Annotated in this window: 19 protein-coding genes; 5 read left to right on the top strand and 14 right to left on the bottom strand. The window is 67.4% G+C overall.

The annotated features are described in order from the left end of the window. Positions 1 to 7: 7 nt before the first annotated feature. From murI to ACXMDP_RS11175, 4 genes are all read right to left on the bottom strand, one after another. Positions 8 to 841, bottom strand: coding sequence for a glutamate racemase (gene murI, locus ACXMDP_RS11190; protein WP_259730579.1), 834 nt, complete (start codon positions 839 to 841; stop codon positions 8 to 10). Beyond that, a complete protein-coding gene (locus tag ACXMDP_RS11185; protein ID WP_259730632.1) occupies positions 838 to 1,920 on the bottom strand; it encodes an N-acetylmuramoyl-L-alanine amidase in 1,083 nt (360 codons plus the stop codon). Before ACXMDP_RS11185 ends, murI begins: the two co-directional genes overlap by 4 nt. Before the next feature lie 35 nt (positions 1,921 to 1,955). Beyond that, on the bottom strand, positions 1,956 to 2,774 hold the full coding sequence (locus ACXMDP_RS11180) for a carbon-nitrogen hydrolase family protein (protein WP_259730631.1): 819 nt from the start codon (positions 2,772 to 2,774) through the stop codon (positions 1,956 to 1,958). A 74-nt stretch (positions 2,775 to 2,848) separates the two neighbouring features. Then, positions 2,849 to 3,607: a 2-phosphosulfolactate phosphatase family protein gene (locus ACXMDP_RS11175; protein ID WP_399233774.1), complete on the bottom strand. Its 759-nt coding sequence runs from the start codon at positions 3,605 to 3,607 to the stop codon at positions 2,849 to 2,851. Between the two features lie 45 nt (positions 3,608 to 3,652). Between ACXMDP_RS11175 and ACXMDP_RS11170 the strand changes: the two genes are divergently transcribed. From ACXMDP_RS11170 to ACXMDP_RS11155, 4 genes are all read left to right on the top strand, one after another. Beyond that, on the top strand, positions 3,653 to 5,227 hold the full coding sequence (locus ACXMDP_RS11170) for a UbiD family decarboxylase (RefSeq protein WP_457766865.1): 1,575 nt from the start codon (positions 3,653 to 3,655) through the stop codon (positions 5,225 to 5,227). Continuing rightward, entirely contained in the window at positions 5,224 to 5,670 is a 447-nt protein-coding gene (locus ACXMDP_RS11165; RefSeq protein WP_094512978.1) for an Rrf2 family transcriptional regulator, read from the top strand. Before ACXMDP_RS11170 ends, ACXMDP_RS11165 begins: the two co-directional genes overlap by 4 nt. Before the next feature lie 64 nt (positions 5,671 to 5,734). Then, a complete protein-coding gene (locus ACXMDP_RS11160) occupies positions 5,735 to 8,398 on the top strand; it encodes an MGH1-like glycoside hydrolase domain-containing protein (RefSeq protein WP_259730578.1) in 2,664 nt (887 codons plus the stop codon). Between the two features lie 51 nt (positions 8,399 to 8,449). After that, positions 8,450 to 10,087, top strand: coding sequence for a GMC family oxidoreductase (locus ACXMDP_RS11155; protein WP_259730577.1), 1,638 nt, complete (start codon positions 8,450 to 8,452; stop codon positions 10,085 to 10,087). Between the two features lie 11 nt (positions 10,088 to 10,098). Here ACXMDP_RS11155 and ACXMDP_RS11150 read toward each other — a convergent pair whose 3' ends face one another. The 3 genes from ACXMDP_RS11150 to ACXMDP_RS11140 form a co-directional block, all read right to left on the bottom strand. Continuing rightward, positions 10,099 to 10,590 carry a DoxX family protein gene (locus tag ACXMDP_RS11150; RefSeq protein WP_399233771.1) on the bottom strand — a complete coding sequence of 164 codons (492 nt, stop codon included), beginning with the start codon at positions 10,588 to 10,590 and terminating at the stop codon, positions 10,099 to 10,101. Between the two features lie 66 nt (positions 10,591 to 10,656). Further along, positions 10,657 to 11,667, bottom strand: coding sequence for a VOC family protein (locus ACXMDP_RS11145; protein WP_259730575.1), 1,011 nt, complete (start codon positions 11,665 to 11,667; stop codon positions 10,657 to 10,659). Beyond that, the gene (locus tag ACXMDP_RS11140; protein ID WP_259730574.1) at positions 11,664 to 12,587 is read right to left on the bottom strand and encodes a DMT family transporter; all 924 of its coding nucleotides are present in this window, start codon (positions 12,585 to 12,587) and stop codon (positions 11,664 to 11,666) included. The genes ACXMDP_RS11145 and ACXMDP_RS11140 overlap by 4 nt, the downstream gene beginning before the upstream one ends. A 105-nt stretch (positions 12,588 to 12,692) precedes the next feature. On the opposite strand from ACXMDP_RS11140, the gene ACXMDP_RS11135 reads away from it, so the two are divergent. Beyond that, on the top strand, positions 12,693 to 13,511 hold the full coding sequence (locus ACXMDP_RS11135; RefSeq protein WP_255100773.1) for an SDR family NAD(P)-dependent oxidoreductase: 819 nt from the start codon (positions 12,693 to 12,695) through the stop codon (positions 13,509 to 13,511). Here the strand turns inward: ACXMDP_RS11135 and ACXMDP_RS11130 are convergent. The 7 genes from ACXMDP_RS11130 to hemL form a co-directional block, all read right to left on the bottom strand. Beyond that, a complete protein-coding gene (locus ACXMDP_RS11130) occupies positions 13,486 to 14,862 on the bottom strand; it encodes an NAD(P)/FAD-dependent oxidoreductase (RefSeq protein ID WP_259730573.1) in 1,377 nt (458 codons plus the stop codon). The genes ACXMDP_RS11135 and ACXMDP_RS11130 overlap by 26 nt on opposite strands. A 107-nt stretch (positions 14,863 to 14,969) precedes the next feature. Next, on the bottom strand, positions 14,970 to 15,707 hold the full coding sequence (locus ACXMDP_RS11125) for an ABC transporter ATP-binding protein (RefSeq protein ID WP_259730572.1): 738 nt from the start codon (positions 15,705 to 15,707) through the stop codon (positions 14,970 to 14,972). Further along, positions 15,704 to 16,477, bottom strand: coding sequence for an ABC transporter ATP-binding protein (locus tag ACXMDP_RS11120; protein WP_259730571.1), 774 nt, complete (start codon positions 16,475 to 16,477; stop codon positions 15,704 to 15,706). Before ACXMDP_RS11120 ends, ACXMDP_RS11125 begins: the two co-directional genes overlap by 4 nt. Then, positions 16,474 to 17,379, bottom strand: a complete 906-nt coding sequence (locus ACXMDP_RS11115; protein ID WP_259730570.1) for a branched-chain amino acid ABC transporter permease — start codon at positions 17,377 to 17,379, stop codon at positions 16,474 to 16,476. The genes ACXMDP_RS11120 and ACXMDP_RS11115 overlap by 4 nt, the downstream gene beginning before the upstream one ends. After that, complete coding sequence (locus ACXMDP_RS11110; protein ID WP_255139853.1) at positions 17,376 to 18,320, bottom strand: branched-chain amino acid ABC transporter permease; 945 nt, start codon at positions 18,318 to 18,320, stop codon at positions 17,376 to 17,378. Before ACXMDP_RS11110 ends, ACXMDP_RS11115 begins: the two co-directional genes overlap by 4 nt. Then, positions 18,317 to 19,510: an ABC transporter substrate-binding protein gene (locus ACXMDP_RS11105; RefSeq protein WP_259730569.1), complete on the bottom strand. Its 1,194-nt coding sequence runs from the start codon at positions 19,508 to 19,510 to the stop codon at positions 18,317 to 18,319. The genes ACXMDP_RS11110 and ACXMDP_RS11105 overlap by 4 nt, the downstream gene beginning before the upstream one ends. A gap of 5 nt (positions 19,511 to 19,515) precedes the next feature. Further along, positions 19,516 to 20,817 (bottom strand): glutamate-1-semialdehyde 2,1-aminomutase, encoded by a 1,302-nt coding sequence (gene hemL, locus ACXMDP_RS11100; RefSeq protein WP_259730629.1) that lies wholly within the window; start codon positions 20,815 to 20,817, stop codon positions 19,516 to 19,518. Between the last annotated feature and the right edge of the window lie 217 nt (positions 20,818 to 21,034).

Here is a 21,034-nt window from a genome sequence, read left to right as displayed (position 1 = left end):
ATGGATCCTAGAAGGCCTGGATCGGCGCTGAGAGCGCCACCTGCTCCACCACCGGCCGCCAGCCCAGCCAGGGCATGGCTGCACGGGCGAAGGCCTCCGGATCGCCGGTCACGCAGAAGCGGCTGCCACTGGCCAGAGCGGGAGACGGGTGCAGGCCGCAGAGCTGCGGCACCGGCGCCGGCGTTCGGCCGATGCAGACCGACAGGCGCGCCACGGCGGCCTCGGCCGGATCCACCAGCACCACGTGCTGGGGCAGCAGCTCCCGCAGCAGGTCTTCCAGCAGCGGGTAGTGGGTGCAGCCAAGCACGACGGTGTCCACATCGGCGGCCAGCAGGGGCTTCAGATAGGTGTGGGCCGCCTCGCGCAGCTGCGGGTCGGTGAGATCACCCCGCTCGATCAGGGGCACGAAGGCGGGGCAGCCCACTTCCACCACCTTGATGAACGGACGCACGGCGCGCAGGGCGCGTCCATAGGCGCCGCTGGCTGCGGTGGCCGGCGTGGCCAGCACGCCCACCCGTTCCCCCTGCACCACGGTGGCAGCACTGTCGATCAGACCCAGCACCGGCACCTCGCGGCCGGCAATGGCCTCCACCACATCAAGGGCCAGGGCATGGGTGGTGTTGCAGGCCATCAGCACCACATCGACCGACTGCAGCTGCAGCCAGCTCACCACCTCGGCGGCAATCGAGCGGATCTCCCCCCTGGAGCGCTCGCCATAGGGCACCCTGGCGGTGTCGCCCAGGTAGATGTAGGGCTGGTCGGGATGCCGCTCCACCAGGCGGCGCAGCACGGTCAGGCCGCCGAGTCCGCTGTCGAGCAGGCCGATGCGTCGCTTGCTCATCCGCCCCCCAGGTAACGCATGATGCCGCGGGTGATGGCCTGGGCCAGCCGCTGGCGGTGTTCCGCATCCGCCAGCCGGGGGGAATCCAGATCGCCTGTCACGAAGCCGGTTTCCGCCAGCGCCGCGGGCATCACCGTTCGGCGGATCACGAAGAAGCGGCCGGTCTTGACGCCGCGGTCGGGGCTGCCGGGTGAAACCCGCAGCATCTCCTCCTGCACGGCCTCCGCCAGCGCCCGCGACTGAGCGCCCTGGAAGTAGAAGGTTTCGATGCCGTTCACATCCGGCCGGGCCATGCTCAGGGCGTTGGCGTGGATGCTGAGGAAGGCCTGGGCACCGCTGCTGTTCGCCAGCGCCACCCGCGGCGGCAGGTCGACGTCGATTTCGGAGGTGCGCGTCAGCACCACCTGCACACCCTTGCTCTGCAGCAGCTGGGCCACCTGCAACGAGATGTCGAGCACCACATCGGTTTCCCGCAGCCCGCCGATGCCCACGGCGCCCGGGTCGGGTCCGCCGTGGCCCGGATCGATCACCACCCGGAAGCGGCCACGCGGCACTGCGGGCATGCCGCCGGTGGAGGGGAGGGGGCGGCTGCCGCCGAAAGGAGTCGGCCGTACCCAGCCTCCGCCTGCCACCTCCACATTGCCTTCGCCGAGGGTGGAGATCAGCCGGTTGGAGCCCAGCCCGGTCAGCTCGAGGCGCCAGCGGTCGCGGGCGGTGCCCACCAGGCGCATGTTGCGCGGATCGAGCTGGGTGCCTGGGGCGAATTCGAGCACAAGGCGGGTGGTGCCGGGATCGGGCTTGCCGATGCGCACCTCGCGCAGGGCGCCGCTGCCGCGCAGGGTGCGAGGCCGCACCGGGGCGCCGGGGAGGTCGATCCACACCCGAGGACCCTGGGCGCCCCTGCCGCTTTCGTAGAAGGCCTGCAGGGAGATTGAGGGCGAGGTTCGCAGCTCAAGCACCCCATCCCGGCTGACGCGCCAGGCGGCCAGGGCGCTGGCGGCGTGGGCCGGCAGAGAGGCCAGCAGCAGGGCAGACGGCGCGAGCGTGGCGAGGGCGATCGCGCGGCACGACGCCCGCAGCGTGGTGAGCAGTGACGGGCAGGGCTTCCCCAGGGTCAGAACAGCGAAGGACGGCGGTGGTTCAGGCTCGGCATCTGGGTGCGAACCCGTTGGCCATGATCAGGGTCGACCGGCGCCACCGCCAGCCCGGGGGAAATTCCCGCATCCGCCAGCACCGTGCCCCATGGGTCGATCACCAGGGCGTGGCCATGGCTCTGCCTGCGTCCGTAGTGCAGGCCGGTCTGGGCCGGTGCCATCACGTAGGCCGTGTTCTCGATCGCCCGCGCCTGCAGCAGCACCTGCCAGTGGTCCTTGCCGGTGAAGGCGGTGAAGGCGGCCGGAATCATGATGAGTTCAGCACCAGCACCGGCTAGGTGGCGGTAGAGCTCGGGAAAGCGGACGTCGTAACAGATCGAAAGTCCGATGCGGCACAGGCCCGGCACATCCACCACCGGCGGCAAGGTATCGCCCGCTTTGACCGTTCCCGACTCCCGATAGGTGTTGCCATCGGGAAGATCCACGTCGAAGAGGTGGATCTTGTCGTAGCGGGCCAGCAGCTGGCCTTCGGTGCCCACCAGCTCTGCGCGGTTGAAGGTGGCCCGCTCCCCTGCCGGCACCGGATAGCCGCCGCCCAGCAGAGTCACCTGGTAGCGCCGCGCCATCGTGACCAGAAAGCGGCTGCAGCGTTCGGCCAGGCTGCCCGCCAGCTCCAGCCGCCGCTCGTCGTTGCCCATGAAGGCGAAGTTCTCGGGCAGCCCCACCAGATCGGCGCCGCGCCGGGCCGCCAGATCGATCAGCTCCTCGGCGGCCGCGAAATTGGACTCCGGATCGGGCGTGCTGGTGAGTTGCAGAGCAGCGGCCAGGAAGCTCGTCACCATGAGCAGGGAAGAGGTCGGCGGAACTGTAAGGGAGCTGCCTTCCGGCGCCGGAAAGGGGCTGGGCGCCGGCTTCAGCTGGCTTTGAGTACGCCTGGCTCGGCCTGCATCGGCACGATCTCAAGCGAATCCACGGTGGCGCAGCAGCGGAAATCATCGTCGTGATCGCCCAGGCCGATCAGCCGCCGGCCATGGCTGGCGGTACGCAGGCAGCCTTCGGGATCGTGGCGCCACTGCTCCCACAGCGCCAGCGCCGCCACCATCTCGTCATTGCCCGCCTCCACTGACCGGCCGCCAGCGGCTGCGGCATCCATCGCCGCCTGGGCCACCGCGCCAGCCGCCAGGGTGTCTTCCAGCGAATAGGAGCCCTCCCAGCCGCTGCCCACGATCCACACCTGCTCGCACTGCCGCTCCAGCAGCCGCGCCGCCACTGCTGCGCGGTTGGGCAGGCAGGCGGTCAGCAGCAGGGGCACAGTGCACACCTTGTCAAGCGAGCGGGTGCCGTTGGTGGTGCTCATGAAGATGCGCTTGCCCGCCACCAGCGCCGGCGTGACAGCCAGGGGGGAGTTGCCGAGATCGAAGCCCTCCACCCGGGCGCCGCCCCGTTCGCCGGCTGTGAGCCGTTGCGCGGCCGGCCAGGCCGCGGCCGCGGCCTTGAGGCTGTCGAGATCGGCGAACGCCTGCACCGCCTCGGCGCCGTTCTGGAGTGCCCAGGCGATCGTGGTGGTGGCGCGCAGCACGTCGATCACCACGGCCGCATCCGGGCCCGCCGCCGCCGCTCCAGGGCCGCGGTCTGGCACATCTTCGGAGGTGTGGAAGGTATGGATCTGCACGGCGCAGGGCACGGGTCGCGTGCGTCACAGTAGGCAGCGACGCTCATGACCCACTCAATGACGGCCACGCTGCCGCGGAGTTCCACCAGAGATCTGCGGGGCTTTCTGTCGCTACTGGAGCAGCGCGGCCAGCTGCGGCGGATCACAGCCCCCGTCGACCCCGACCAGGAACTGGCCGCCATCGCCGACCGGGTGCTGGCCCGCGGGGGCCCTGGCCTGCTGTTCGAGAACGTGATCGGCAGCCCGATGCCGGTGGCTGTGAACCTGCTCGGCACCGTGCAGCGGGTGGTGTGGAGCATGGGCCTGGAGTCGGCCGAAGAGCTGGAGGATCTCGGCGCGCGGCTGGCCCTGCTGCAGCAGCCCCGGCCGCCGAAGGGGCTGCGCGAGGCGGTGCGCTTCGGCGGGGTGCTCTGGGATGTGGTGAAGGCCCGCCCCGACCTCGACCTGCTGCCGCCCTGCCACCAGCAGGTGTTCAAGGGGGAGGACGTGAACCTCGACAGCCTGCCGCTGCTGCGCCCCTGGCCCGGCGATGCCGGCGGGGTGATCACGCTCGGCCTGGTGATCACCAAGGACCCGGAAACGGGCGTGCCCAACGTGGGTGTCTACCGGCTGCAGCGCCAGTCGGTGAACACCATGACGGTGCACTGGCTGAGCGTGCGTGGCGGTGCCCGCCACCTGCGCAAGGCGGCGGCCATGGGCAAGCCCCTGGAGGTGGCCGTGGCGATCGGCGTGCACCCCCTGCTGGTGATGGCCGCCGCCACCCCGATCCCTGTGCAGCTCTCCGAATGGCTATTCGCCGGCATCTACGCCGGCGAAGGGGTGCGGCTGGCCAAGTGCAAAACAGTGAACCTGGAGGTGCCCAGCCACAGCGAAGTGGTGCTGGAGGGCACGATCACCCCCGGCGAGGAACTGCCCGACGGCCCCTTCGGTGATCACATGGGCTTCTACGGCGGCGTCGAGGCGTCCCCGCTGGTGCGCTTCCAGTGCATGACCCAGCGCCGGAACCCGGTGTTCCTCACCACCTTCAGCGGCCGCCCGCCGAAGGAGGAGGCGATGCTGGCGATCGCGCTCAACCGCATCTACACGCCGATCCTGCGGCAACAGGTGCCCGAGATCATCGATTTCTTCTTGCCGATGGAAGGGCTCAGCTACAAGCTGGCTGTGCTCTCGATCGACAAGGCCTATCCAGGCCAGGCGAAGCGGGCAGCGATGGCCTTCTGGACCGTCCTGCCCCAGTTCACCTACACCAAGTTCGTGGTGGTGGTCGACAAGTCGATCAACATCCGCGACCCGCGCCAGGTGATCTGGGCCATCAGTGCCCAGGTGGATCCCCAGCGTGATCTGTTCGTGCTGGAGGACACCCCGTTTGACACGCTGGATTTCGCCAGCGAGCGTCTGGGGCTGGGCGGCCGTCTGGCGATCGATGCCACCACCAAGGTCGGGCCGGAAAAGCGCCACGACTGGGGCGAACCGCTCCGCCGGCCGGCGGCGATCGAAGACCGGCTCGATGCCCGCTGGCAGGAGCTGGGCCTGGCCGACATCGACGCCACCGAACCGGATCCCACCCTGTTCGGCTACACCCTCGAGAACGTGCTGGAGCGTCTGGCGGCACGGCGTTGATCAAGCGCCGCGGCCTGCAGGCGCTCAAGGCGCTGCTGGAGCTGGCCAGGGAGCCGGGCGCCTGGCGCTCGGTGACGCAGATCGCCGCCGCTCAGTCGATTCCGGCCCCGATGCTGGAGCAACTTCTGCTGCAGTTGCGGCGGGCCGATCTGGTGGAGGCGCGCCGGGGCCGCAGCGGCGGCTACCGCCTGCGGCGGGTACCGGCGGCGATTCCTGTCGCCACCGTGCTGCAAGCCGTGCAGGCTGATCCGGCGCTGGGGCCGGCGGCAGCTACGGCCAGCGACCCGGCACTGGCGGGCGAGCAGGTGGCCCAGGCTCTGGTGCGGCGTCTGCAGCGGGCGCTGGAGCAGGAACTGGCCGTGCTCACGCTCGAGGAACTTCTCTTCGATCTGCGCAGCTGGCAGGAATGCCTCAGTGAAGACGGCGGCCTGATGGTGGGCTAACGCACAGAGCGGCCTGCGGAACCGCCGAACCCGGCCAGGATGGCCAGGTGTTGATCACGCGCTGATGCCCGACCGCGACGCCATCGAGTTCGCCGAACGGCGCCGCATGGCCGAACGGGATCAGGGGCTGGTGCCCTGGGCGCTCTGGGGCAGCTACCTACCTGATCGTCAGTGGGGCACGGTGCGGGAGGACTATTCCGCCGACGGCGATGCCTGGCGCTCCTTCCCGCACGACCACGCCCGCTCGCGCGTGTACCGCTGGGGGGAGGACGGCCTGTTGGGCCTGTGCGACGAGCACGCCCGCCTCTGCTTTTCGGTGGCGCTCTGGAACGGCCTCGATCCCATCCTCAAGGAGCGGCCCTTCGGGCTGGGCAACCCGGAAGGCAACCACGGCGAAGACATCAAGGACTACACCTTTCACCTGGCCAACACCCCCACCCACAGCTTCATGCGGGGGCTGTACAAGTACCCCCAGCGCTGCTTCCCCTACGACCACCTGATCCACGAGAACGGGCGGCGCGGGCGCGACAGCCCGGAATACGAGCTTGTCGACACCGGGCTGTTCGACGACGACCGTTACTTCGATGTGGAGGTGGAGTACGCGAAGGCGGCGGCCGACGACCTGCTGATCCGCTTGCGCCTCACCAACCGAGGCCCTGATCCTGCCCCGCTCACCCTCCTGCCCACCCTGTGGTTGCGCAACACCTGGAGCTGGGGCTATGCGGGCGCGCTCGAGCAGCCGCTGGAGCTTGAAGGGGATCTGCTGCGCACCCCTGTGCTGCCTGGCCTCGGGTCGTACCGGCTGGCCTGCGCCGAGCCTGGCCCCTGGATCTTCACCGACAACGAGACCAACACCGAGCGCCTGTTCCGCCAGCCCAACCAGCGGCCGTATCAGAAGGACGGCTTTCACCGGTATGTGGTGGAGGGGGAGGAGGGAGCCATCAACCCCGCCCAGCGGGGCACCAAGGCGGCCCGCTTGCTGCGCCGCACACTGGCCCCGGGGGAGACCTGGGTGGTGGACCTGCGCCTGTGGGCGGGCGAGCAGCCGGCGGCGTTCGGCGCGGCGTTCGAGGCCACCCATCAGGCGCGCGAGCAGGAATGGAGGGCCTACTTCGAGCACTGCGTGCCTGGGCTGGAAGCCGACGACCGCCGCATTCACCTCGCAGGCGCCGCCGGATTGCTGTGGTGCAAGAAGTACTACAGCTGGGACGTGAAACGCTGGCTGGAGGGGGATCCGGGCCAGCCGGTGCCGCCGCCGGAGCGCTTCAGGAGCGCCAATGCGGCCTGGCGCCGTCTGCATGTGGAAGATGTGATCTCCATGCCCGATTCATGGGAATACCCCTATTTCTGCCAGTGGGATCTGATGGTGCATGCCGTGGCCTTCGCCGGCTTCGATCCGGCCACCGCCAAGGAGCAGTGCATGTTGCTGCGCAGCCCCCGCTTCACGGCGCCCAACGCCCAGACCCCTGCCTACGAATGGGCGCTCTCCGATCCGAACCCACCGATCGGCGCCTGGGCGGCGATGCGTGTTTATCAGATCGACCGCAAGCAGAACGGTGAACCGGACATGCCTTTTCTGCGGGCGGCGCTGCGCAAGCTGCTGCTGGAATATGGCTGGTGGGCTAACCGCAATGATCGTTCGGGCGACAATGTGTTCGAGGGAGGATTCCTCGGGCTGGATAACATTGCCGTGTTCGACCGGCGCTTTCCGCTCGCCGATGGTAGCCACATCGGCGAAAGCGATGGCATCGCCTGGATGGCGTCGCTGAGCCTGAATCTGCTCAACATCAGCGTGGAGCTGAGCGTGAGTGAACCGGAGTATGCGGATCTGTGTGAGCGTTTTGTCTACGACTTCGTGCAGCTCAACCTCACGCTCAACACCCCCACAGACAACGAATTTCTGAACTGGGATGAACAGGATGGCTTCTACTACGACGTGATCAAGCGGCCCGATGGCAGCACCGATTTCCTGCGCAGCCGCTCGATTGCTGGCCTGATTCCCCTGCTGGCGGTGGCCAGTTTCGATCAGGAAACGCTGGAACGTCTGCCGGTGCTGGATGTGAAGAACAGCATGGCGTGGTACACCCACGAGCGCACCTCCCCTTCCTGGGTGGAAACGCACCTGGGCCGGCGCCACAACGACCGGCTGTTGTTTTCCCTGGTGCCGGAAGATCGGCTGCGCCGCATCTGTGAGCGGCTGTTCGATGAAGCGGAGTTCCTGTCCCCCTATGGCATCCGCTCTCTGTCGAAGGTGTATGAAACCGCACCCTTCTGCTACACCGAAGGCAGTGAATCAGATTGCCTCTCCTATTCACCGGCGGACAGCCCGGTGGCCATGTTCGGTGGCAACTCCAACTGGCGTGGGCCGGTGTGGATGCCGCTTAATTATCTGTTGATCGAATCTCTGCAAAAATTCGGCCATTTCTATGGCGACAGCTTCACGGTGGAGTTCCCCACCGGCTCCGGCGTATGGCTCAGCCTCTGGGATGTGTCGTTGAAGCTGGAGCAGCGTCTGGTGAATCTTTTCCGCCGTGACAGCCGGGGCCGGCGCGCCTTCCTCGGGGATGTGGATCTGTTTCAGCACAACCCCCATTGGCGTGATCTGATCCAGTTTCATGAGTATTTCCATGGCGACAATGGCCGTGGGGTGGGCGCCAGCCACCAGACCGGCTGGAGTGCGATCGTCTGCAAGATGATCAACCAACTCTCCCAATATCCACTGCCCTGATCGCAGCAGCTGTCTCTGCCTTCCCCTCTGTTCCGCCGCCACCCTTCCGCCATGCCTGCCACCCCAACGGCCCGGATCATCGACCCGTCGATCACCCTTTCCCCGTTGCCTGGTGCCGGGCAGCTGAATCCACCGGATGGCAGCCACGTGGATGTGTTGATCATCGGCAGTGGTGCCGGCGGCGGCACCCTGGCGCGGCACCTGGCTGGCAGCGGCCTCAAGGTGCTAGTGCTGGAACGCGGCGACTGGCTCCCCCAGGAACCGCAGAACTGGAGCGCCGAAGCGGTGTTTCAGCAGGGTCGCTATGTGTCTGCGGACACCTGGCACGACAAGCACGGCAAGGCCTTTCAGCCCGGCAGCCACTACATGGTGGGAGGCGCCACCAAGATGTACGGGGCCGCCCACTTCCGCCTGCGCGAGGCCGATTTCGGCGAGCTGATTCACCACGACGGCATCTCACCGGCCTGGCCCCTCCCTTACGACGTCTTCGAGCCCTATTACCAGCGCGCCGAAGAACTGTTCCACGTGCATGCCCAGCAGGGGGAAGATCCAACCGAACCCCGCCGCAGTGCCCCCTATCCCCACCCGCCGATTGCCCATGAGCCGCGCATGCAGAAGCTGGTCGACGACCTGCGTGCCGCCGGCCTGCGCCCCTTCCACGCCCCCAGCGGGGTGATGCTCGATGAGGCCAACCTGCCCTTCAGCCGTTGCCGCAAGTGCAACCGCTGTGATGGATTTCCGTGCCTCGTGCATGCCAAGGGTGATGCGGACGTGGTTGGCATCCGGCCGGCCTTGGCCGATGCGAACGTGTCGCTGCTCACCCGCGCCCATGTGCAGCGGCTGCTCACCGATGCCAGTGGTGGGCGGGTCACGGCGGTGGAAGTTCTGCGCGATGGCGAGCCGATGCGCTTTTCCGCCGATGTGGTGGTGGTGAGTTGCGGCGCCGCCAACAGCGCCCGGCTGCTGCTGATGTCTGCCAACGACCGCCACCCGGCCGGCCTGGCCAATGGCTCCGGGCAGGTGGGGCGCAACTACATGTTCCACAACAGCAAGGCCCTCGTGGCCCTGGCCCATGAACCCAACACCACCGTGTTTCAGAAAACGGTGTCGATCAATGACTGGTATCTGGGCTCTGAGGCGTTTCCCTACCCGATGGGCAACATCCAGATGACCGGCAAGACCAGCGGCACGATCATGAAGGGCTATGCCCCGCTTGAAACCTTCCTGATGCCCGGCTGGAGCATGGACCAGATCGCGGAACATGCACTGGATTTCTGGCTGAGCAGCGAGGATCTCCCCGACCCTGAGAACCGCATCACCGTGAACAAGGAGGGGGCGATCACCCTTTCCTACACCCCCAACAACCAAACGGCCAGCGCCAAGCTTGAGCATAATCTTCGCGGCTTGCTGGATTCTCTCTATCTGAAGAATCACCTTGTGGAGCGGCAGATCTACGTGAAATCCAGCATGGCGATTGCCGCCGTGGGCCATCAGGCCGGCACCTGTCGCTTCGGCACCGATCCCACCAGCTCGGTGCTCGACCTTGATTGCAAAGCCCACGAGCTCGATAACCTCTACGTGGTGGACACCAGCTTCTTCCCCAGCATCGGCGCGGTGAATCCCTCTCTCACCGCCATCGCCAACGCCCTGCGGGTGGGCGATCATCTCATCGCCCGGCTGCAGGGATGATCCGGCCGGTGTCAGCCGAAGCTGAGCATCAGGGCGTCGCGAATCAGGAGTCCGTCGAGGGAAAGGGCGCCACCACCGGCTCCGATCAGCACCAGGCACATCACCACATACATGGCGGCCTTTTCCCAGCTGGGCGGTTCCCCCACGCCCATGGGGCCGGCATAATCCCCGGGCGGAATCTGATAGGGGTCGGGGGCGATGAAGGGGGTGCCCGCTAGAACCTCCAGCACCATGGCATACCCCATCGACACCAGAATCGCCAGGGCGGCCAGCGGCGTTAGCAGACCGGCGATCAGGGCGATACCGCCCGCCCACATTGAGAACGCCGAAAGAAAGCACAGCCAGCGCGGTGTTTTCAGGGCGGTTGCCCAGGTGGTGAGGTTGCGCAGCTTCGGCCAGCCGTGGCGGATGAAGGCGATGCCGGTGAACACCCGCAGCAGCGTCAGCACCGCTTCACTGAGGGGAGAGGGACCGATGGGTACCAGGATCTCCACGATGTCCACGGCCACGGCAGCTCACGTGCGTCGGTGCCTCAACGTAACCAAGGCGGCCTGCGCGGCTGCCGGGCTTCAGGGAGCGCTGACGCCAGCGGCTTCCACAAGCAGCAGCTCGTGGCCATCGGGATCGGCCAGCCGCAACGCCCGCCTGCTCCCGCCGGCCCCCGCTTCCAGCGCCATCAGGCCGGGCGGCAGCACCCGACCCCCGAACGCCGCCGCGCTGGCGGCGATGCGATCAAGGCCGCTGGCCGCCAGGCGGATCTGCCAGTGGGCCAGGTCCTGCGGCGCCTGATCCATCAGTCGCGGGCGCCCCTGGTTGGGGGGCAGATAGCCGAGGGTTTCAATGCCCATGCCTGCCGCGCAGCGCAGGGGCGTGATCTGCACCCGCACCTCGCTCAGCCCATCGAGCCGGTCCTGCTCCAGTCCGCAGTTTTCGCCGCTGGGCAGTGCCTTCAGGCCGAGCAGGTTGCTGTAGAAGGAACGGCTGCGGGCGGTGTCGGCGATGGCGATGGCGCTGTGATCGATGCCGAGCAGCTCATCGCCCGCGGCCGGCCGCGGGCGATGCCAGCGGGGATCCCCCTTGCCGTCGGGAAACTGCAGCAGCTCCAGGTTGTGGCCATCAGGATCACGGAACTTGAAGGCCCAGATGCCGGCGGCGGCGGTGTTCCACTCGGGCAGCCGCTGCGGCGCCGCTGATACTGCCGTGATTGCGCCAGCGGCCAGCAGGGGCTGCAGCCGGGCGTGGCTCGCCGCCAGATCCGCCGTGACCAGGCAGAGGTGCTGAAACCAGAGATCACAGCTGCGTGAATCCGGGGGCAGCGGCCGCCCCGGGCGCTGCCCCGGGCCAGGATCGAGCACTTCGATCAGATCCAGCCGCTCCTCGCCCAGCCCCAGCTGCACCCGTTGCAGCCGTCCCTGCGGCAGCCCGAACAGAGCGGCCTGGGGCCCGCCCTCCACCCGCTCCTCAGCCAGCCGGATGAAGCCAAGCGACGCGCAGAAGAAGGCGGCGCTGCGCTCGGCACTGGCACAGGTGATCGCCACCGCTTCGATGTGGGGGCCAGAGCTGACCAGGGGGGGCGTCATGAGCCAGTGCTGCCCACGGGGCCAGCAGGCTGTGCGGTGCTCCCCGGGCGCTGCAGCACGATGCTCAGCACGCCGCCGAGGGTGATCAGTGCGGTGCCGGCCCACACCGCCAGGGTGGGCGTCTCTGCGAACCAGATCCAGCCGATCAGGCCGGCGAACACCACGGACGAATACTGAAAGGCGCCGATCGCGCCGGGTTCGGCATAGGTGTAAGCCTTGATCAAGAGAAACTGAAAGCAGGCCAGGCATACGCCGGAGGCCAGCACCGTGAGCCATTGGCTGGTGTCCAGCCCGCTGAGCAGTGCACCGGCCTGTCCCTCCGGCCGCAGCGGACCAAGGATCGCCAGGGTGGAGCCGACGCTGCCGATGAGCAGGAAATAGATCATCTGGGTGAGCGGCGCCTCGGTGCGGTCGAGCCGCTTCACGGCCAGGAACTCCACGGCGCAGAGCAGGCCGGCAGCCAGGCCCAGCAGATCGCCGGGGCGGGTGAGCAGGGAGGCGTTGGGCTGCACCACGATCACCATGCCGGCAAAGCCGATGGCGAGGCAGCCCCACAGAGCTCTGGGCACCTGCTGGCCGAGCACCAGCAGACCCAGCAGCGGGATGAACAACGGCGTGGTGTTCAGCAGCACATTGGCGTTGACCAGATTCACCAGTCGCGCGGCGGTAATGAACAGAAAGAACCCCGCCAGCCCGGTGCAACTGCGCAGCAGGTGCAGGAGTGGCACGGATGTGCGCAGATCACGGCCACCGCGCCACAGCACCCAGGGCAGGATCAGTGCCAGGGCGATCACGAAGGTGAGCCAGGTGAACGGCACGGGCCCCATGCCACTGCCGAGCGCTTTGCCGAAGGCGCTCTGGGCGGTGTTCGCCAGAAAGGCCAGCACCAGCAGGGCGGCGCCCAGCAGCAGTGAACGCATTGAGCCGGAGGCCTCCTGCGGGGGTGTGGATGGAATCACATTCGCCACGGCGTTCAACCCTTCCCGTTGGGCCCATGCTTACCTTCAAAGCTGCCCCTGTCACCCATGGATTCCGTGACCAGCACCACCAATCCAGACGCCATCCGCACCCTGGCCAAGCTGCTTGAAGGCAAGGTGGCGATCGTGACCGGCGGCAACAGCGGCATCGGCAAAGCGATTGTGGAAGCCCTGGCGCACCGCGGCGCCAAGGTGGTGATCGACTACCGCTCCCATCCTGAGGCCACCGAAGAGATCGAGCGGGAGATCGGCGCGTTCGGTGGCAGCAGCTTCGGTGTGCAGGCTGATGTGTCCAAGCTGGATGATCTTCAGCGCTTGGTGGATGCTGCAGTGGCGAAATACGGGCGCATTGATGTGATGGTGAACAACGCCGGTATCGAAACGCGCACCTCCATTCTCACCACCACCCCCGACGACTACGACAAGGTGCTGGATGTGAACCTGCGTGGCGTTTTCTTCGCCACCCAGTACGCTGCCAAGCAGATGATTGCCCAGGGCGGCGGCGGCCGCATCATCAACATCTCCTCGGTTCACGAAGACTGGCCCATGCCCAACAACACGCCCTACTGCCTCGCCAAGGGCGGCGTGCGCATGCTCACCCGCACCGCCGCCCTCGAGCTGGCTCCCCACGGCATCACTCTGGTGAATGTGGGTCCGGGGGCCGTGGCCACTCCGATCAACGACGCCACGATGAAGGATCCGGAGCTGATGGCCAAGCTGGATGCCGCCATCCCGCTGGGCCGCATGGCCCAGCCGGAAGAGGTGGCCAAGGTGGTGGCTTTCCTCGCCAGCGACGACGCCAGCTACATCACCGCCACCACGATCTTTGCCGATGGCGGCATCATGCAGAGCAGCCCGGGTCTGTAGCGGCAGAGCCCTCCGGCACACCCTCCTCAAAGCGCGGTTCTCCCATGATCAGCAGGGAGCCGCGCTGCCGGGCGGCGATCGCCCACAGCCATTTGACCAGCAGGCTCACCCGGTTCTCGTTGGCGGGCATGAAGCCCAGGTGGGCCACGCCCCAGATCAGCCAGCCCAGCGGGCCGTCCACGCGCCAGCCGCGCAGGTCGGCTTCGGCGTGCAGGCGCCCCAGGATCGCCATCGAGCCGAAATCCACGAAGCGGAACGGCGCCTGCGGGCGGCCTTCCAGCCCGGCCCGCAGATCACGGGCCACCCAGCTGCCCATCTGCACCGCCACGCTGGCCAGCCCCGGCAGCGGGCTGGCGCCCGGGCTGGGGGCATAGGCGCAGAGGTCACCCACCACTCGGATCTCGGGATGGCCTGGCACGGAGAAATCCGCCTCCACCGGCACCCGGCCGCCCCGGTCGAGGGGCACGCCGGTGGCCTCAGCCAGCCGGGCACCCAGTGGGGACGCCTTCACCCCCGCCGTCCAGCACACCGTGGCCGCCTCCCGCACCTGCTCGCCAGCGGCGGTGCTGATCGTGACCCGCCCCGGCTGGATCGCCTTCACCCGGCCCCCCAGCAGCACCTCCACGCCGATGGATTCCAGGAAGCGCCTGGCGCCGGCGCCCAGATCGGGATGCATGCCCCGCAGCAGGCGATCGCCGGGATCCACCAACAGGATGCGGGTGTCTTCGGGATCGAGCTGGCGGAAATCCCTGGCCAGGGCGTGGCGCAGCAGCTCCGACACCGACCCCGCCAGCTCACAGCCGGTGGGTCCGCCCCCCACCACCACCACCGACTGCAGCAGGCGCCGCTTCTCCGCCTCGGGCGTCTGCTCCGCCTCCTCCATTGCCAGCAGCAGCCGCTCGCGGATCTCCAGGGCGTCTTCCAGCTGCTTCATCGGCGGGGCGATCGCCTGCCATTCGTCGTGGCCGAAGTAGGAGCTGCCGGAACCTGCCGCCAGGATCAGGTGGTCGTAGCTGAAGCGGCGCTCGTTGAACACCAGCTCCTTCGCCTCGGCATCGATTTCCTTCACCTCCCCCATCAGCACCTGCACGTTGCGCTGCCGCCCCACCAGCAGCCGCAGCGGCACGGTCACATCCCCCGGAGCCACCAGCCCGGTGGACACCTGATACAGCAGCGGTTGGAACAGGTTGTAGTTGCGCTTGTCGATCAGCGTCACGCGAACATCGGCGCCGGCCAGGGCTTTGCACGCCGACAGCCCAGCAAAACCCCCTCCCACGATCACCACATGGGGTCGCCCGCGCAGAGCTTCAGCCGGCGGCTCCAACTCCAGAAAGAAGCGCTCGCGTGGCATGGCGGTGGCAGGCCGGACGGTCGCAGCCTATTCAGGTCGCATCGGCGTGGATAGGCGCCCAGGACGTTGGTGCGAAGAACAGAGCAGGGCCGCGTGCTGACGTGCCGTCAAGCGCCCAGATAGCTGGCGCGCAGTTCGTCGTCTGCGAGCAAGGCAGCGGCAGAGCCGCGCAATTGCACTGTGCCAGCTTCGAGCACCACGCCACGGTCGGCGATCGCCAAGGCCGCTTGGGCGTTCTGCTCGACCAGAAGGATCGTGAGGCCCTGGCTGTGCAGAGTGTGGAGCACCGCCATCAGTTCCTCCACCAGCCTGGGGGCGAGTCCAAGGCTTGGCTCATCCAGCATCAGCAATTCCGGCCGTCCCATCAGGGAACGGGCGATCGCCAGCATCTGTTGCTCGCCCCCCGAGAGGCTGCCGGCCGGCTGGCGGCGCCGATCAGCAAGCCGCGGAAACAGGCTGTAGCACCAGTCGAGGTCGGATTGGATCGCCTTGGCATCACGCCGCAGGAAGGCCCCCAGTTCCAGATTGGTGGCCACGCTCTGGCGCGCCAGCACCCGGCGGCCTTCCGGACAATGGCCGATGCCAAGGCGCACCGTGGCTTCGGTGGACAACGAGGCGAGCGACTGACCCTTCCATTCCACCGATCCCGCGGCAGCATCCACCAATCGCGAGATGGTGCGCAGCGTGGTGCTTTTGCCGGCGCCGTTGGCACCGAGCAGCGCCACCAGCTCGCCGCTGTGGAGTTCGAGGTTCACATCGCCGAGGGCCTGGATCGCCCCGTAGCGCACCGTGAGCCCCCGAAGGGCCAGCAGCGGCGTGGGTCCGCCTGGCGGAACCCCGTTCATGTCTTGCTCCCCAGGTAGGCCTCGATCACCAGTGGATCGTTGCGTACCTCGGCGGGGGTCCCTTCAGCGATCCGCTGCCCGAAGTTGAGCACGGCAAGGCGGTCGCACAGGCGCATCATCAAGGGGACGTGGTGCTCGATCACGAGCACGGTGAGATCGAAGTGCTGGCGCAGCCGCTGAATCAGATCGGCGAGTGTGGCTTTTTCGGCCGGATTCATGCCGGCAGCCGGCTCATCGAGCAGCAGCAACCTGGGGCCGGTGGCCAGTGCACGGGCCATCTCCAGCCGGCGCCGCAGCCCATAGGCGAGGCTGTCGGCCGGCTGGTGCGCCAGGTGATCGAGCTCCAGCAGTTCCAGCAGCTCATGGGCTCGCTGACGCAGCTGGCCCTGCTGGCGGCGGAAAGCAGACCGGTTCAGCAGGGCGCCGAGCAGAGGTGCTCTGTCGGCGCTATGCAGTCCCACCAGCACGTTATCGAGGCAGCTGAGCGGTCCGAACAGGCGCAGGTTCTGAAAGGTGCGGGCGATGCCCAGCCGGTTCACCCGTTCCGGCGGCAAGCCGTCGATGGCGGCACCGTGCCAGAGGATGCGGCCCGCATCGGGGGGCGTCAGCCCGGAGATCAGGTTGAAAAGAGTGGTCTTGCCAGCTCCGTTCGGTCCGATCAGCCCGGTGATCGACCCGGCTTCCACCTGCAGCGACACGCGGTTCACGGCGATCAGCCCGCCAAAACTCCTGGTGACCGCCTCCAGTTCCAGCAGTGGTGTGCCGATCATGCCGAGGTGCTTTTTTTGGGCGTTGGCAGTGGCAGGGCGTGAACCAGGGCCGCCAACCGTTCTGGTGTGATCAGGCCCTGCGGCGCCAGGATCGGGCCCACCAGGATCACCAGACCGAACACGATCAGGCGCAGATCCCCCACCGGCCGAAGCAGTTCCGGCAGTGCGGTGAGAAAGAGGCCACCCAGCACCGGCCCGAGCCAGGTGCGTGAACCCCCGAACACCACGAAAGCGAGGGTGGTGATGCTGGCATCGAAGCTGCCTTGGCGGGCGTTCCAGGTGTTGAGGAAATGGGCGGCCACCACCCCGGTGAGAGCTGCGATCGCGGCGCTCAGCACAAAGGCGCTCAAGGCCACCTGAGCCGTGGGCACTCCCATGCAGCGGGCGGCCAGTTCGTCCTCCCGCATGGCGGCCATCGCCCGTCCCAGGCGCATCTGCTCCAGCCGGGCGCACAGCCAGCAGCAGAACGCCAGGAGAAGCGCCGTGCAGATCAGATAGCCCTGCGGGCCGTTGAACGGTTGTGGGATCGCGAAGATGCCCACCGCACCACCACTCCAGCCGGCGTTGAGGTTCACCACCCGCAGAATCTCCACGAGGGCGATCGTGGCGATCGCCAGATAGATGCCCCGCAGCTGGAGCACCGGCCGGCCGATCAGCAGCGCCAGCCCTGTGGCCAACCCTGTCGCCAGGACCATTTCCAGCAGCAGCGAGGGCAAGGGATAGAGCGCTCCGTTGCCGGCCAGTGCTGGCCAGCGCGTGGAAAGCAGTGCGGCCACATAGCCGCCGATGGCATAGAAGCCCGGGGTGGCGAGTGACAGTTGACCCGCACGCAGCGGCAGGTAGACCGAAAGGGCGAGCAGAGCGCCCAGCCCCATCTGCACCAGCAGGGAGAGGTCGCTCACACCTTGCTGATCAGGGTTTTGCCCAGCAACCCCTGGGGCCGAAGCAGCAGTACCGCGAACAGGAAGGCATAGGCAACCCCGTCTTTGTAGCCGGAGAAGTCGGCAGGCACGAGGGCCTCGGCCAGGCCAACCACCAGGCCCCCCAGCATCGCTCCGGGCACACTGCCCAGGCCGCCAAGCACCAGAACCCCGAGGGCCTTGATGCCGAAGCCGATCCCGAAGTACGGCCCGGAGATGCTCACGCTCAGCCCCACCAGCCCACCGGCCACGCCGGCGAGAAAGCCGCTCAGTGCAAAGGCGAGCTGGATCATGGCCCCGGCATTGATGCCCAGCAGCCTGGCGGTGTCTGGATCTTCCGAGACGGCCTGCAGAGCCTTGCCCATGCGACTGCCTTCCAGCCAGAGCGTCAGCGTGACGAGCACGATGGCAGCCACCGCCATCAGCAGCAGTTGCACGGAGCGCACCTGGGCTGCTCCGATCCGGATGGTGGCCGGCAGCTCTGCCAGGGTGGCGGCGGGGATCGAATAGCTTTCGGCGCCCATCAGCAACTGCACCACATTCACGATCACGACCCCAGCGCCCAGGCTGGAGATGAGATAGAGAAGCGGCTCGGCCCGCCGCTGGCGCAAGGGTGCAAAAGCGGTGGCTTCCACCAGCACGCCCATGCCGGCGGCGCCGACACCGGCAAGCAGCAGGGCCAGCCAGAAGGGCAGGGCAAAGGGCAGCTGGACGCCTGCGAGCAGGCCATTGGAGCCCACGCTGCCGCCGATCAGCAGATACGTGAAATAGGCCCCGAGCGTGAACAGGGCCCCTTGCGCGAAGTTGATCACCCCGAGCACCGAGAAGACCAGCGTGTACCCGAGGGCAAAGAGGGCATAGACGGCCCCACTGGCCAGGCCATTGAGCAGCACCTGCAGCAGGTGATCCACGGTGTCGCTCAATCGAGCAAGGCGAAGCGCCCGCTTTGCCCGCCTGGAATCATCTGCACCTGTGCAACGTAGAAGCGCTTCTGAACCACTTCGCCCTCTGGGGTGAAGGCGATCTCACCCAAGGGTGTGTCGTAGCGACCGGCCAGCAGTTCCTTCATCAGCTCCTGGCGCACCTCCGTCAGCGGCCGGCCGTTGATGGGCGAACGGCGGTTCAGCCCTGTGATCGCTTCGGCCACGACCTGATACGCGGTGAAAGCCTGGGCAGTGAGCTGGGGGGGAATGGCGCCACCAGAGGCCTCCTTGAAGAGCTTCACGAAGGCCGCGTTGGTGGCTGTGTCCAGCTCCGGGCTGTACGCCTGTGCGATGAGGATCCCGTCGCAATAGATCTGGCAGATCGGATAGATGTTCGGGGTGTTCATGCCGTTGCCCACCACGACGCGGCCTTTGTAGCCGAGCTCCCGCAGCTGGCGGATCAGGTTGCCGCCATCGACGGCCTGGGCCGAGATCACAATCAGATCAGGCTTCAACCGCAGCGCCGCAGTGATCTGGTTCTGAAAATCCTGGTCGTTCAACTGGGTGCGTTGCACGGTGACCGGTTTCAGCCCCTTTGCCACCAGGGCGTTCTGGAAGATCTCGGCTTCAGAGGTGCTGTAGGCGTCGTCCTGGGCGAAGAACACCGCTGTGCGCCGGATCGTTGGATCCTTCTTCAAGGCGGCTTCGATCGCCAACGGAGCAATCACAGCGCTGGAGGCTGAAACGCGGCTGATGAAGCTGCCGATCTGCGGAATGCCCTTGGCGGTGTTGGAAGGCGCGACGACAGGCACGCCGCGGCGCTGGGCGATCGGGGCGGCGGCAAAGGCTTGCTGGGAGAGGGTGGGACCGATCAGGGCCACCACACCGGCATCGATCAGGAGATTGAAGGCCTGACTGGCTGCCTGCTCATCACCACCTCCATCCTCGATGGTGAGCTGGATCGGCACACCCTTTCCCTTGAACCAGCGTTCGGCGAGCTTGAGGCCCAGCTGTTGGTCCTGCCCGTAGACGTTCGCGTTGCTGGTGAGAGCCAGCACCGCTCCCACCGGCACCCCCTTGTTGACATCGAGAGGCTTGTCGGAGGTGGTGGCCTCACAGCCAGCCACCCCCAAGGTGAGCCCGATCATCGCCAGCAGGAGGCGGCGGGAGGGGTAAAGGCGCCTATGCATGCCGATCAGGCGATGGCAGCGAAGGCGGCTCGGAAGGCTTCGAGGGTGGCGTCGATGTCCTCCTCGCTGTGGGCCAGCGAGGTGAAGCCGGCTTCAAAGGCGCTCGGCGCCAGGTAGACGCCGCGCTCAAGCATGGCGCGGTGCAGCTTGCCGAAGCGCACGGTGTCGGAGGCTTTGGCGTCTTCGAAGTTGCGCACCGGCCCGTCGCAGAGGAAGAAGCCGAACATGGCGCTGATGCTGCCGCCGCAGATCGGCAGGCCCGCATCCCTGCCGGCCGCCAGGATGCCGGCGATCAGCCGCGAGGTGGTGGCCTCAAGTTTCTCGTAAGTGCCTGGCTGGCGCAGCAGTTCGAGGGTGTGGATGCCGGCGGTCATCGCCAGCGGGTTGCCGCTCAACGTGCCCGCTTGATACATCGGCCCGGCCGGCGCCACCATGGCCATGATGTCGGCGCGGCCGCCGTAGGCGCCCACCGGCAGTCCGCCACCGATCACCTTGCCCATCGTGGTGAGATCGGGGGTGATGCCGAAACGGGCCTGGGCACCGCCATAGCTGATGCGGAAGCCGGTCATCACTTCATCGAAGGTGAGCAGAGCCCCGTTTTCGGTGGTGATCTCGCGCAGACCCTCCAGGAAACCGGGTTCGGGGGGCAGGAAGCCGGCATTGCCCACCACCGGCTCAAGGATCACCCCGGCGATTTCACCAGGGTTCTCAGCGAAGAGCCGCTTGACCGCTTCCAGGTCGTTGTAGGGGGCGGTGAGCGTGTTGGCGGTGGTGCTGCGCGGTACGCCGGGGGAATCGGGCAGGCCGAGCGTGGCCACGCCCGAGCCCGCCTTCACCAGGAACATGTCGGCGTGGCCGTGGTAGCAGCCCTCGAACTTGATCAGCTTCTCGCGGCCGGTGAAGGCCCGCATCAGCCGCAGCACCGACATGCAGGCTTCGGTGCCGGAGTTCACGAACCGCACCATCTCCACGGAAGGGACGGCATCGACCACCATCTGGGCCAGCTGGTTCTCCAGGGCACAGGGGGCGCCGAAGCTGGTTCCTTTGCCCAGGGCGTTGCGCAGCGCGCCGATCACCTTGGGGTGGGCATGGCCGCAGATCGCCGGCCCCCAGGAGCCGATGTAATCGATGTAGCGGTTGCCGTCCACGTCCCAGGCGTAGGCCCCCTGGACCCGATCGAAGACGATCGGTTGGCCGCCGACGGAACGAAAGGCCCGCACCGGAGAGCTCACCCCTCCGGGCATGAGCTTCTGGGCAGCGGCGAAGAGTTCCTGGGAACGGCTGGTGTTCAGGGCAGGAACTGACACAGGGGCCGAGGTCAAGGCGCGATCCGCAGACGGTTGAGAACGGCGCGACAGCGCAATGCCGCTCGGCCGATCTCCATCCTGACTCAAGATGTGTCAGTGCGGTGGTTGCCGCCTCTGCTCGGTAAGGTCTTGTTGGCCGAGGGCCATGAGCCTGGTGTCACAGGCCCATCCCTGCTGGCCTGCCGGCCGCTCTGCCCGCCCAGCGTCCCCACCTCCA

The sequence above is a fragment of the Cyanobium sp. ULC065 genome (assembly GCF_977927515.1).
The sequence above is the reverse complement of the archived record's forward strand: the minus strand, read 5'-3'. Positions and strand labels throughout refer to the sequence as shown.

Excerpts from the sequence above, each read along its gene's own strand:
- ACXMDP_RS11170 (WP_457766865.1), top strand. The coding sequence starts at position 3,653 with ATGACCCACTCAATGACGGCCACGCTGCCGCGGAGTTCCACCAGAGAT.
- ACXMDP_RS11140 (WP_259730574.1), bottom strand. The coding sequence starts at position 12,587 with ATGCGTTCACTGCTGCTGGGCGCCGCCCTGCTGGTGCTGGCCTTTCTG.
- ACXMDP_RS11160 (WP_259730578.1), top strand. The coding sequence starts at position 5,735 with ATGCCCGACCGCGACGCCATCGAGTTCGCCGAACGGCGCCGCATGGCC.
- ACXMDP_RS11145 (WP_259730575.1), bottom strand. The coding sequence starts at position 11,667 with ATGACGCCCCCCCTGGTCAGCTCTGGCCCCCACATCGAAGCGGTGGCG.
- ACXMDP_RS11105 (WP_259730569.1), bottom strand. The coding sequence starts at position 19,510 with ATGCATAGGCGCCTTTACCCCTCCCGCCGCCTCCTGCTGGCGATGATC.
- ACXMDP_RS11120 (WP_259730571.1), bottom strand. The coding sequence starts at position 16,477 with ATGATCGGCACACCACTGCTGGAACTGGAGGCGGTCACCAGGAGTTTT.
- murI (WP_259730579.1), bottom strand. The coding sequence starts at position 841 with ATGAGCAAGCGACGCATCGGCCTGCTCGACAGCGGACTCGGCGGCCTG.
- ACXMDP_RS11135 (WP_255100773.1), top strand. The coding sequence starts at position 12,693 with ATGGATTCCGTGACCAGCACCACCAATCCAGACGCCATCCGCACCCTG.
- ACXMDP_RS11155 (WP_259730577.1), top strand. The coding sequence starts at position 8,450 with ATGCCTGCCACCCCAACGGCCCGGATCATCGACCCGTCGATCACCCTT.
- ACXMDP_RS11125 (WP_259730572.1), bottom strand. The coding sequence starts at position 15,707 with ATGAACGGGGTTCCGCCAGGCGGACCCACGCCGCTGCTGGCCCTTCGG.
- ACXMDP_RS11130 (WP_259730573.1), bottom strand. The coding sequence starts at position 14,862 with ATGCCACGCGAGCGCTTCTTTCTGGAGTTGGAGCCGCCGGCTGAAGCT.